Origin of the sequence: Nostoc sp. ATCC 53789 (assembly GCF_009873495.1) — a bacterium.
Classification (GTDB): Bacteria; Cyanobacteriota; Cyanobacteriia; order Cyanobacteriales; family Nostocaceae; genus Nostoc; species Nostoc muscorum_A.
Genome location: NZ_CP046703.1, coordinates 2,090,424 through 2,102,236, shown reverse-complemented (window position 1 = coordinate 2,102,236; position 11,813 = coordinate 2,090,424). Strand labels below are relative to the sequence as shown.

Annotated in this window: 11 protein-coding genes; 5 read left to right on the top strand and 6 right to left on the bottom strand. The window is 41.9% G+C overall.

Going from position 1 to position 11,813, the window contains the following annotated elements:
- The first annotated feature begins 58 nt into the window (after positions 1-58).
- The 3 genes from GJB62_RS08565 (at position 59) to GJB62_RS08555 (ending at position 2,612) form a co-directional block, all read left to right on the top strand.
- Positions 59-1,777 (top strand): NAD+ synthase, encoded by a 1,719-nt coding sequence (locus GJB62_RS08565; RefSeq protein ID WP_114085328.1) that lies wholly within the window; start codon positions 59-61, stop codon positions 1,775-1,777.
- Positions 1,778-1,984: 207 nt separating this feature from the next.
- Positions 1,985-2,203 (top strand): hypothetical protein, encoded by a 219-nt coding sequence (locus GJB62_RS08560; RefSeq protein ID WP_114085327.1) that lies wholly within the window; start codon positions 1,985-1,987, stop codon positions 2,201-2,203.
- Entirely contained in the window at positions 2,196-2,612 is a 417-nt protein-coding gene (locus tag GJB62_RS08555; protein WP_114085326.1) for a retroviral-like aspartic protease, read from the top strand. Before GJB62_RS08560 ends, GJB62_RS08555 begins: the two co-directional genes overlap by 8 nt.
- Positions 2,613-2,968: 356 nt before the next feature.
- On the opposite strand, the gene GJB62_RS08550 is transcribed toward GJB62_RS08555, so the two are convergent.
- Positions 2,969-6,178, bottom strand: coding sequence for a COR domain-containing protein (locus GJB62_RS08550; protein ID WP_159402479.1), 3,210 nt, complete (start codon positions 6,176-6,178; stop codon positions 2,969-2,971).
- A gap of 231 nt (positions 6,179-6,409) precedes the next feature.
- Here GJB62_RS08550 and GJB62_RS08545 point away from each other — a divergent pair, with 231 nt between their 5' ends.
- Entirely contained in the window at positions 6,410-7,318 is a 909-nt protein-coding gene (locus GJB62_RS08545) for a peptidoglycan-binding domain-containing protein (protein WP_114085323.1), read from the top strand.
- Between the two features lie 34 nt (positions 7,319-7,352).
- Here GJB62_RS08545 and hemJ read toward each other — a convergent pair whose 3' ends face one another.
- From hemJ to GJB62_RS08520, 5 genes are all read right to left on the bottom strand, one after another.
- The gene (gene hemJ / locus GJB62_RS08540) at positions 7,353-7,934 is read right to left on the bottom strand and encodes a protoporphyrinogen oxidase HemJ (RefSeq protein ID WP_114085322.1); all 582 of its coding nucleotides are present in this window, start codon (positions 7,932-7,934) and stop codon (positions 7,353-7,355) included.
- Positions 7,935-8,194: 260 nt separating this feature from the next.
- Positions 8,195-9,046, bottom strand: coding sequence for an alpha/beta fold hydrolase (locus GJB62_RS08535; RefSeq protein ID WP_114085321.1), 852 nt, complete (start codon positions 9,044-9,046; stop codon positions 8,195-8,197).
- Positions 9,047-9,124: 78 nt separating this feature from the next.
- Positions 9,125-10,222: an FAD-dependent oxidoreductase gene (locus tag GJB62_RS08530; RefSeq protein ID WP_114085320.1), complete on the bottom strand. Its 1,098-nt coding sequence runs from the start codon at positions 10,220-10,222 to the stop codon at positions 9,125-9,127.
- A 133-nt stretch (positions 10,223-10,355) separates the two neighbouring features.
- Entirely contained in the window at positions 10,356-10,811 is a 456-nt protein-coding gene (gene psbQ / locus GJB62_RS08525; protein WP_114085396.1) for a photosystem II protein PsbQ, read from the bottom strand.
- 67 nt (positions 10,812-10,878) lie between these two features.
- On the bottom strand, positions 10,879-11,058 hold the full coding sequence (locus GJB62_RS08520; RefSeq protein ID WP_147262575.1) for a hypothetical protein: 180 nt from the start codon (positions 11,056-11,058) through the stop codon (positions 10,879-10,881).
- 263 nt (positions 11,059-11,321) lie between these two features.
- Here GJB62_RS08520 and GJB62_RS08515 point away from each other — a divergent pair, with 263 nt between their 5' ends.
- A complete protein-coding gene (locus GJB62_RS08515; RefSeq protein ID WP_114085319.1) occupies positions 11,322-11,750 on the top strand; it encodes a hypothetical protein in 429 nt (142 codons plus the stop codon).
- Positions 11,751-11,813: the final 63 nt, after the last annotated feature.

Here is an 11,813-nt window from a genome sequence, read left to right as displayed (position 1 = left end):
TCTAACGAGAGGCTACGCCAACGGCTTCGCTCAGTACAAGTGACTAATGACAAATAATATGAAAATTGCGATCGCTCAAATTAATCCTACTATTGGTGATTTGCTTTTAAATGCCCAAAAAATCCTAGAGGCGGCACAACGCGCAGCATCTAGCGGTGCGCGTTTGTTGTTGACACCAGAACTTTCTTTATGTGGCTATCCACCACGAGATTTATTACTAAATCCTAGTTTTGTGGAAGCGATGGGCATTACTTTACAAAACTTGGCTCAAGATTTACCACCAAATTTAGCTGTGTTGGTAGGAACTGTTGAACCGAACCCCAATGCATATATTAGTGGCGGTAAAACCTTATTTAACAGCATGGCTTTGTTAGAGAATGGCAAAGTACAGCAAGTTTTTCACAAGCGACTTTTGCCTACTTATGATGTATTTGATGAACGTCGCTATTTTGAACCAGGTTTACAAGCTAATTATTTCACATTAGATAATATCGATATTGGCGTAACTATTTGCGAAGATTTATGGAACGATGAGGAATTTTGGGGCAAACGGAGTTATGCAGTAAATCCAATTGCTGACTTAGCAATTTTGGGTGTAGATTTGATTGTCAATTTGTCTGCTTCACCCTACACTGTCGGCAAGCAACAGTTTCGAGAAACAATGCTCAGTCATAGTGCAGTGCGTTTTCAACAACCGATTATTTATGCTAACCAGGTTGGTGGAAATGACGATCTAATTTTTGATGGGTGTAGTTTTGCCTTGAATCGTCAAGGTGAAATTATGTCTCGCGCCCGTGGCTTTGATACCGATTTAATGGTAATTGAATTTGATGAGGTACAAAGCGATTTACTATTGGGTTCTGTAGCACCTGTCTATGAATCAGAAGATGAAGAAATTTGGCAAGCTTTGGTTTTAGGAGTGCGAGATTATGCTCGGAAGTGTCGCTTTTCTAAAGTAGTCTTGGGTTTAAGTGGCGGAATTGACTCGGCAATAGTAGCTGCGATCGCAACTACCGCACTTGGTAAAGAAAATGTCCTCGGTGTTCTCATGCCTTCCCCTTACAGTTCGGAGCATTCCATCAGTGATGCTTTGGCATTAGCCGAAAATTTGGGGATTAAGACTAATCTTTTACCAATTGGCGAGTTAATGCAAGGCTTCGATCAAACTTTGGGTGATTTGTTTGCGGGTACTGAGTTTGGATTGGCTGAAGAGAATATCCAATCGCGGATTCGCGGTAATTTATTAATGGCGATCGCTAATAAATTTGGCTATCTGCTTTTATCTACCGGTAACAAGTCAGAAATGGCTGTGGGTTACTGTACTCTTTACGGCGATATGAATGGCGGGTTAGCGGTAATTGCAGATGTTCCTAAAACTCGTGTGTATTCACTTTGTCATTGGTTAAATCGCAATAATGAAATCATCCCGCAAAACGTCTTGACTAAAGCACCCAGCGCTGAACTCAAACCAGGCCAAGTGGATCAAGACTCTCTACCGCCTTACGAAATTTTGGACGATATTTTACAACGCCTGGTTCACAACCACCAATCAGCAGTACAGATTGTTGCAGCCGGTCACGATGCGGTGATTGTAGACAGAGTAATTCAAATGGTGGCGCGGGCTGAATTTAAACGGCGACAAGCACCGCCGGGATTAAAAATCACCGATCGCGCCTTTGGAACTGGTTGGCGAATGCCCATCGCTAGTAACTGGGTTGGTGTCAAAAAGGCTTACCAGGCTAAAACTACAGCTACACCTAACCTTAGTTTGTTGTGATGGACAAGATGCTCATCCGCAAATCAAGTAATTAGTTATCAACCTCTCCCTGTCTTGAACTTTTATTAAAGTCTGTCCTTCTCCGATGCGGAGAGGGACAGGTTTTGCGTAGTAAAATCTTTTTTACGCCAACGCCACAAACTTTCTAACCACCTTATAGTAGTTGTAAAAATATAAAAAGTATTTAGTCGTTATCTTCAACTTGATATGAGCGTAGCAGATTTGTTTCCAACCTTGCACAACCTATCTCGTGCAGATAAACTCAAGGTCATGCAGTTTTTAGTTCAAGAACTGGCGACTGAAGAAGAAGCATTGTCGTTACAGCCAGGAGTCACTTATCATGTGTGGTCTCCCTATAATTCTCATGAAGCTGCTAATAAACTAGCCGCGCTGTTAGAAGAAGACAGACAGGTAAACGATGCTTAATTCACAAAGATTTCCCTTCGTTGAAAGTCGTGATGTGTTCGGGGATATCGATGCAGTCCCAATATTACCTATGACGTTAAGCTACAAAAATTCTGTCGTTAACGTTTCAGGTTTATTGGATACTGGAGCTAGTATTAATGTTTTACCTTACAGTATAGGTATTCAGTTAGGGGTAGTTTGGGAAGAACTAACAACCTCAGTGCAACTGGCTGGAAACCTAGCACCAGTTGAGGCAAAAGGGTTAGTTGTATCTGCTCAAATAGCCAGTTTTGAACCAGTGCGATTGGTGTTTGCTTGGAGTCTCACGGATAATGTGCCGTTACTTTTAGGACGCATGAATTTTTTCTTGGAATTTGATGTCTGCTTTTATCGTTCGCAGATGGCGTTTGAACTGTCTTCTAAGTCGTAGATCCGATCGCTTCACCTCAAAGCTTCATCATTCCACCTCTGAACTCGAAGCTTGCACCTTTGAACATGAGTTGTCGAGTTAAAAGAGCGATCGCTTGACCTTTAACCCTTGAAGTTGCGCCTTTTATCCTCGAAGTTGAGCCTTTTATCCTCGAAGTTGAGCCTTTTATCCTCGAAGTTGCACCTTTTATCCTCGAAGTTGCGCCTTTAACCCTCAAAGTTGCACCTTTAACCCTCATCATTCTGCTTCTGAACTTAAAGCTTGCATCTCAGAACAAAAATTATCGAGTTAAAAGGGCGTAGGTCTAGCCAGTCGGAGACATTGCTCAATCTTTAAACCCAACCGATAGGTTATTTTTACTCATCTAAACGCTGTGCGATCGCATTCAGCAATGACTCAAAGTCTGATTTGCTGTGAATATCAGGGGTAAGCGTGTTCATATCTTTTAGCAGGTTAGTCAGTTCTGCGATCGTGTTGCGAATCTCGGTGTATTGGTCAATATCTTCTCGAAATCCCTGCAAGTTAGCTGCGGAAACCCCTTTCATAGCTTCATCTAACTCTTTAATTTCGTCTTCCCAATGCTTAATATATTTAAGTCTGGCAACAGGTTTATAAATTTGGGCATCCGCTAACACAATCGGGAAAATCCGATTATAAAAATCTCCATTTTTAGCAATTTGCACTAGCTCAAACATACAATTGGGAGATTTTAAATACTTGTCGCTAATAACTGCGATCACACAATTACCGCGTCCAATCCGTTCCATGAAGGCTTTAATTAGTCCTTTATAGCCCAAATCAGTTTGATCGCGGATGATTTTGATTCCTTTAGCCTTTAAATTGTCCTCTAGTTGATCAGCAAATTCCTTACTTTCTCCACCCCAAGCATAAGAGATGAAAATTTCCTTCTCGAATTTCATTGCAGATTGACTATTCATGATGGGTTTTTCTTCTTGTTCGCCATATCGTAACCGATGTGTCAATGATTCATCTCGCTTTCGCTCCAGTTCGCTTTGCAACTGTGCAACTTGGGTGTTGATTTCCCTATCTGCTGTCGCGGGTTGAAATATGACATCATCAATTAACTTGCGGACATCTACCATTTCATAGCTGTTTTCGCATTCAATTTGATAATGACTAGCGTTTAAACGTTTATTGAGTTTTTCCAGAGAATAAGAATAAGGTATAGGCAGATTTTTGCAAGTCTCACAGTTACAAGGAACTAGGGTTTGATATTCCAAACGTTCGTAAGAGTTGTGGATTTTTTCGAGTTCATAGGTAACAACTGCCATTAGTTCTTTTTTGCGGTTTCCGGCTACACGGATTTTAATTTCCCGTTGATCGTAATTTTCAATGACTTCTGCACGAGTTTGGTCTTTGTTGAGAACAACACCGCTTTTCCAAACGAGTTTTTGCTGTTCAATCCAAGGGTGCGTCTCGACAATAAAACGGGTGAGCATACCTTTCGGCATGAATGTATAGGTGTAGCGCAAGATGAGGTTATTGCGATCGTCCCAGGTATAATCAGCTTTTTCAATGGAGAGCAATTGAGGTGCAACATAGGTGTCACGATTACCGGGAATTTCGTAGCAAAGCTTGAACTGCATCATTAATTGCAGGAGTTCATCTCGCATATCTGCATATTCGCCACTTTTCCAAATATCTTCGAGGTCGTCCTTGGTAAAACAACCCAACTTTTTCTTAACATTGTCATTGTCCAAAACATTGTAAACGGCAGATGTTCCCCATTCGGGTTTGAGGATGACGTAGTGTTTAAGTGCAGAATTGTCTTGAAAATGCAGGCAAACGCCGAGGTCATGGAGATAGTTGCTTAAGCGCAGCATATCTTTACGGTCAGTTAAATTATTGTCTCGGCAAAGGGTACGGTATTCTTCAAAGCTGATGTAGTTTCGGGAATCGTTCTCTAGCGCTGCTCTGACCCTTATCCAGAGTTTTGGTAAAGGTGTACCAACATGTTCAAGATTGCTGATGTAAAGCTGAATTGCGTCTTTAATCTCTGCTAGACCGCGATTAGTATCTAAGTTGGTTGCCAGTATTTTTTCTAGGTTGCTGAATTCTCCTCGCATCTGGCGCTCATTGACTTGGCAATCACGATCTTGTTTTTCGTTTTTGATAATAAAAACTGGGCTTTTGTCGCTCAAAAGTTCGACAACCTTCAGCCACCAGTAAAAATCAGTGTTTTCTTTGCGAGTGTCAGCAACTAAAGCATAGAGAGAGCGCTTGCTGAGGAAAAACTGATGGGTTTGGTGGTAGATTTCCTGACCGCCAAAATCCCAGATGTTGACGCGAAAATCTTTGCCATTGGGCAGTGTAAAGTGCCACTGGATCACTTCAATACCTTCGGTTGATTCCTCATTTGGCTGGAGTTTATAGTTTTCATCTGCGATTTTTTTGGCTAAAGAGGTTTTACCGGCTCCTCCTTCGCCAATAATTAAGAATTTTGCTTCATAGAAGGGTTCTGTTTCGTTTGGATCTTGCACCCGAAAATAGAAATCGAGAATTTCATTCACATCACCCGGCTCTTGGTTTAAATCCTTCGGCCCCAAAATCTCTGGTGGAATGGGGACTGGATTTCTACGAATATCCAAATTTTTCAGGTTTGGTAGTTGTCTGATTTCCGATGGCAGACTGCTCAGTTGATTGTTTTCGAGGTAGAGCGATCGGAGGTTGGTGAGTTGGAGAATTTCCGGTGGCAGACTGCTCAGTTGATTATTGCTGAGGTAGAGCGATCGGAGGTTGGTGAGTTGGAGAATTTCCGGTGGCAGACTTCTGAGTTGATTGTTGCGGAGGTCGAGCGATGGCAGGTTATTGAGTTGGACAATTTCTGGTGGCAGACTGCTCAGTTGATTGTTGAAGAGGTTGAGTGATTGTAGGTTCGTGAGTTGTCCCAATTCCTGCGGCAGACTGCTCAGTTGATTGTTGCGGAGGTCGAGGGATTGCAGGTTGGTAAGTTGACCAATTTCCGGTGGCAGACTGCTCAGTTGATTGTTGTCGAGGTCGAGGGATTGCAGGTTGGTAAGTTGGACAATTTCTGGTGGCAGACTACTCAGTTTATTGTCACTAAGATTGAGCGATTTTAAGGTAGTAAGTTGGACAATTTCTGGTGGCAGACTGCTCAGTTTATTGTTGTGGAGGTCGAGGGATTGCAGGTTGGTAAGTTGGACAATTTCCGGTGGCAGATTACTCAGTTGATTATTGTGGAGGTCGAGGGATTGCAGTTTGGTGAGTTGGACAATTTCTGGTGGCAGGCTGCTCAGTTGATTTTTGAAGAGGTCGAGGGATTGCAGGTTGGTGAGTTGGACAATTTCCGGTGGCAGACTGCTCAGTTGATTGTTGTCGAGGTAGAGCCTTTGCAGGTTGGTGAGTTGAACAATTTCCGGTGGTAGACTGCTCAGTTGATTAGTGCCGAGGTCGAGTCTTTGCAGGTTGGTGAGTTGAACAATTTCTGGTGGCAGAGTTGTTAAGCCTTTGCGAGAAAGGTCTAATCTTGTCACCTTATCTCTGGCAGCTTGTTCAATAATTTGCAGCAGTTCTTTGTTAGTCATTTCGGGTTTTACAGAGATGATGCCTGACGACGAGTTGCTGCTTAGACGCGCAGCAGGAAATTGAGCTAATTAATTATGTAGCTTGTATCAAGGATTGCATAGAGGCAATGTGCGGTAGACATCCCAGACTCCAGATGACATCATATTTTACGTTAGAGTATAGTTTTAGACGACATCAATTTTTACAATGATGTTTATACTTAGAACTCAGTAAATGAAAGCAGGTGCATAATGAAACTACAAGATTTCTTGGGAAAAGATGAGAAATGGTCATTTGATGCGATCGCTGAAGATGAAGAATTATCTCGTCAGATTCAGGTACTGTTAATCGGCTTAGTTTTGCTAGAACCTCCAGCAGATGGCAAATTTGGCCCTGTTTCTGTGATAGCTCTCAAAAAATTTCAAGAATTAACAAAGACTGAAGAGAGTGGCTTTTTAGGAGCAGTCACAGCCAAGAAACTAATTGAAACCAAAATAGACGATCTTCCTAAACCCCCTTTAAAACTAGGCAATGACATCGCTAGTAAGATTGTGAAATATATGACAGCCAAAGGTTATCAGGTATTTACCAATCCCAAAGAATACAACATTGTTTATGTAGAGGGTATCAATGCAGACTGGACTCTCAACAGTGATACACCCAATGAATTTAACGATCGCCGGATTGTGATTGAAGTAGTAAATGGTGTTCCCAAAATCGTAGACCACTGGGAAGCAACTACAGAACCAGGAAGGTACTACACTTATAATCCGATGAATTCCAAAGGAGCCGCTAGGATTCAGTTTGGACAATACAAAGCTTGGGCTGTTGGCACTCATGGCACAGCCGAACCTCATGAAGCGTTAGTGCAAGTTGGAGATATAACTGTTTGTAGAGATTTCAACAAAGATTTTAAACGGACTGGCGATAAACTTGATACAGGTGATAATTTTTATGTTAATCAACACTACGGCTTTGATTTTCCCCGGAATGATATTCGCCTTGCTAGTGCAGGTTGTTTAGTGGGACGCACTCGTGAGGGACATAGAGAGTTTATGGCGATTGTTAAACAAGACCGCCGTTATGTCGCTAATCGTAAATATACTTTTTACACTACCGTGATTCCTGGCGATGATTTACTGAAAACGTTTCCAGGATAAGGCAGGATAGCACAGATATGCTACCCCAATTTTTCTAACTTTGTTCTTGTGGTTGCCCTATCTGTGCTGTCAGCTTCTCTTTATCTTGTCTGCGTTTTTTGGCGTAAAGTTGAATAGTGACTGCCATCAAAATAATCATGGCAAAAATAGCCCAGGCAGCGATATCTGTAGGGAGATTATTCTTAAATACAGCCAGCAGAACGATCGCTACTAACATAACTGTAGGTGCTTCATTTAAAGCACGTAATTGCTGACCACTCCAGCCACATTCACCTACTGCTAACTTCTTCATCAGCCGAGCGCAGTAATGATGATAACCAATTAAAATAGCCACAAACAGCAGTTTTATATGTAACCAGCCCTCTTTTAAAACGTCCGGTTCAGTGGTTACTAAACCGATGGCCATTGCGATCGTCACGTACATTCCTGGATTCGTGATGATATAGTAGAGACGCTTTTCCATAATTTGATATTGATTTTTCAATATCGTTTGCGCTGGCTCAGGTTCAAGATTCGCTTCAACGTGATAGATAAAAAGGCGTACTAAGTAGAACAAACCAGCGAACCAAACTACAAATCCGACAATATGAAATGCTTTAAACCAAGAATAAGCCATGAATCATAATCTCCTTTACTTGTAATGGTAATAAAAAGTAGTCAGGAGCCAGAATTCTGAATTCAGAATATTCCACCCATTAAAGGATGAGTTTTCACAAGAAATAACATTTGAATACTGCCACTTAATCTTCCATTTAGTGGACTACAGTGATCATTTTGCACCCTCTACTAATTGATTCTGACTCCTGAATTCTGACTCCTGAATTCTGAATTTTGACATTCATTTTTATAATATCGATTTTTGCCAAAGGTATATTGTCAATGAGCATCTTTACGACGCACAAAGGGTAAAAGGTCTTCCAAAATCACCTCGTGGTAATGTTCTTGAGGATAATGTCCAACGTTATTAAGTTTTATTAATTCGGTATTTGGTGCTAAATCTGTAAATTTTTGGGCAATGTCTACAGATAACCAAGGGTCAAGCATCCCCCATTGAATCAGAATTGGCTGTTGCCATTCTTTAAAACCAGATTCAATTTCGGTCATTGCTGAATCAAGCTGTAAATTGCGAATACTTGATAACAGACTCCGCCCAGATGAAGAACTTTTCAAAAATGGTTTTCGATAAATATCTAATTCCTTATCTCCTATGCGATAACGGCTACCACCTTCTAGAGTTCGATCAACTAATAAAGGGTCTTGAGTCATTACTTCGCCTACCAAAGGTAAACCCATTTGTTTAATTTTCCAGGGTAATTTGGCAGCAGTTGATATTGGTGTATTTAAAATAGCTAAGTTGGCAATTTGTTCTGGATGACGCAAAGCATATTGCAATCCCACAGAACCTAAAAAGCCTTGGACAACTAAAGAAAAATGTTCAAGTTCTAGGGCTTTGACAAATCCTTCTAAAGCTGTGATAAAAGCATCGGGAGTATAAGCAAAATCTCGTTTTTCTGGTTTTGCAGAAAAGCCGTAACCAATCCAATCTGGTGCGATCGCTCTTGTACCTTGATTCGCTAGAGCCGGTATAATATTACGCCAACTGTAACTTTGTGAAACCAAGCCGTGTAACAACAACACAGGTGCTAAGTCAGTTCTGCCGATTGGTAAAGATTCTCGATAAAACCATTCCAGTGAATCTACATTGATTTTATGTTCTGTTATTGACACGCTATTTTCCTATATTGGTCATTTGTCATTTGTCATTAAGTCAAGAGTTAGGAATTCTTCTTCTGCTCCCCTGCTCCCTCATCCCCCTATTCCTTGAGAAATAATCATCTCACGAATCGCATAAGCTGTAGCGGGCGCTAGTAAAACGCCGTTGCGATAGTGTCCGGTAGCTAAGAGGATGTTACTAAACCCTGGCAACTTACCAATAACTGGTGCTGGACGACCTTCAGGACGGGGACGTAAACCTGACCAAGTGCGGATAATTTTTGCTGTGGCTAATTCTGGACAAAATGCGATCGCTTGGTTTCTAACAGATTCCAACAGTTCTTGGTTTGGTGGTATCTCATCACCATTGCTGGGAAATTCTACTGTCGCACCCACCCAATAATCTCCGCCGCCTATAGGAACAATATGGACATCATTACCCGTTATCGCTGGCTGGAAGTCGGGATTGCCTAATGGATGCCCTACACGCATTTGCAACGCTTGCCCTAGCACAGGGCGGATATCAATTATTTGATTTAGTTTTGCCGTCAGTGGTGTTGAACCTAGCCCTGCTGCAACTACAAACCAATCTGCGGCTATTTTTCCTTCTGTAGTCTCAAGTTGATGGCAAAATTCAGGTGGTGAGGTTTGGGCATCCAAAACAGTCACGCCAAATTTGAAGGTTACACCGTTTTGCTGGGCGGCCTCAACTAAAGCTAATGTGAGAGCAGTTGGATCGAGTTGACGATCTTGGGGAGAATAGACAGCGCCAGTAATTTTTTCACAATCCACTTGAGGACAGATATTCTGGAGTTTAGCCGTATCCCATATTTCTAAATGCCAGCCTTGAGAGTGGCGAATTTCTACAAGTTTTTCCCATGCTGCTAAATTCTCCTCTTCCAAACCAAGACTGAGAATTCCCTGGCGGTTAAAAGGGATTTTGCGACCTGTTAAAGCTTCTAATTCAGGAATCAAAGTTTCATAGCGTTGGATGCTGGTTTGTCGCATCTGCCAAGCTTTGCCCTTGATTTTTTGGCTGATTGCGCCCATCAAAACGCCAAGTGCAGCGCCTGTGGAAGCTTGGGCTGGTGGTTGGCGATCGCAAACTGTGATTTTTAGCCCTTTTACTAGACTCAGTTCGTAAGCGATCGCAGCCCCAACTACACCAGAACCGATAATAACTACATTCATGACTTGTGCTTGAAGTGAGAAGTTAGGAGTTAGGAGTTAAAAATTTAAAATTCCTAACTCCTATACAGATACGATTAATCGCATCTCTAACTCCTAACTCTTGTACAGACGCGATGAATCGCGTCTCTAATTATTAACCCTCTTCTTTTTTAGGAAGCAGATCGAGGAATTTGTCAATGTCTGTGAAAGCAGCCTGGGATTGATTCAAGGCAACTAGAGGATTGCTAGCACTAGTAGCTTTATCAAGCTTAACTAGGTCGTTAAACAAATCTCGCGTTATTTGACGGGCTGCGGGTTGGTCTTTGGGCAGAAGGTTGGAAGTAACATAAGTCAAGTGCAGCCTTGCTTCTGTTATGGGCCCGTGTATAAAGTTACGCACATTGATCCAATCACCTTTTTGGATCAGGGTTTTCAACTCATCTGAGCGATCGCGCACAGCCTGAATTTCAGGAACATAAGCCTGAATTCTTTCAAGTTGAGTCGCTGTGTAAGTTGGAGGTGTTACTGAAGCACTAGGGCCGCCACAACTCATGAGGAATGTGGCCAATAATACTAAAACAAATGAAAAAATCGAGCGTTGACGCGCCATGACAATGAACTTAATTGCTTTTTGTTTACCGATTAACAGTGTCATTTTAGATCGTCGCTAGTGCAATTTATCGAAAGCGACGGGAAACTCCATCCCCTTGTAGATGGAGAGGGATAGTCGCCCCGTCGCTTGGGGCATTGGGCATTGGTAACTTCTTCGCCATGCCGCATTCCTCATGCCCGAAAACTCCATCCACAAGGGGATGGAGTTTTTCATCGTTCTTGTCTGCCAAGGATTTTGCAGACAATCCTAATATTTTTTATAAAGGGCAGAGTTTCATCTGCTTTTGAGAAGTTTTTAAGTACAATTACTTAATAGGTGTTAGACAGTCCCAACAAGAAGCTATTTTTACATCTATGTTAGTTACCAGCATTGTTAGGGAAGTCTGATTTAGAGTTGCTAAATCTCAAAGGTCTTGATAAGCTGAAACACCAATAATATAAGCCTTCTGGCGGTTTATCTATCTTCAGATCCCCGAAGATGCCGACGCAATTATAGGAGTGTTTTTTAGTGAATGCAGCTGAACAGGCAACGAACCTTGAACTCGCCAGCAACATTGCTACGGTAGTTAATTTGTTCAAATTCGAGTTTCCTGATGCCAAATCTGATCTCAAACCCTGGAAAAATGACCCAGAAACCAGGGAGTTAGTCGATCCAGATTCTATAGATATTGGCTTTCACTTTCCTGGTATCAGCAAATCTTGGCGAAGTCGTAGTATTTTAATTCAAATCCGATTTTATCAAGATCCCATCAATAATTCCCGGCGTGCGATCGGTGTGGAGGTAGCTGGATTCGATCATCGCGGCGAAGCGTGGCGACTTTCTACGGTAGAAAACTGGAGTGTTGTCGGCGCATCTTCGCCTTCTGATGAAATCGAGGATAAGCTCAAACAAATTTGCCGACAGATTTTAGAAGTATTTAATAAACCAAGTGAATAAGGTACTTCCAAATAAAAAATATCCCAAAACAGACATAAAACCCCTCTCATTTCTCCTCTCTCT

Bases quoted from the DNA above. Each gene is read 5' to 3' on its own strand.
- GJB62_RS08565 (WP_114085328.1), top strand. From the start codon at position 59: ATGAAAATTGCGATCGCTCAAATTAATCCTACTATTGGTGATTTGCTT.
- GJB62_RS08560 (WP_114085327.1), top strand. From the start codon at position 1,985: ATGAGCGTAGCAGATTTGTTTCCAACCTTGCACAACCTATCTCGTGCA.
- GJB62_RS08555 (WP_114085326.1), top strand. From the start codon at position 2,196: ATGCTTAATTCACAAAGATTTCCCTTCGTTGAAAGTCGTGATGTGTTC.
- GJB62_RS08550 (WP_159402479.1), bottom strand. From the start codon at position 6,178: ATGACTAACAAAGAACTGCTGCAAATTATTGAACAAGCTGCCAGAGAT.
- GJB62_RS08545 (WP_114085323.1), top strand. From the start codon at position 6,410: ATGAAACTACAAGATTTCTTGGGAAAAGATGAGAAATGGTCATTTGAT.
- hemJ (WP_114085322.1), bottom strand. From the start codon at position 7,934: ATGGCTTATTCTTGGTTTAAAGCATTTCATATTGTCGGATTTGTAGTT.
- GJB62_RS08530 (WP_114085320.1), bottom strand. From the start codon at position 10,222: ATGAATGTAGTTATTATCGGTTCTGGTGTAGTTGGGGCTGCGATCGCT.
- psbQ (WP_114085396.1), bottom strand. From the start codon at position 10,811: ATGGCGCGTCAACGCTCGATTTTTTCATTTGTTTTAGTATTATTGGCC.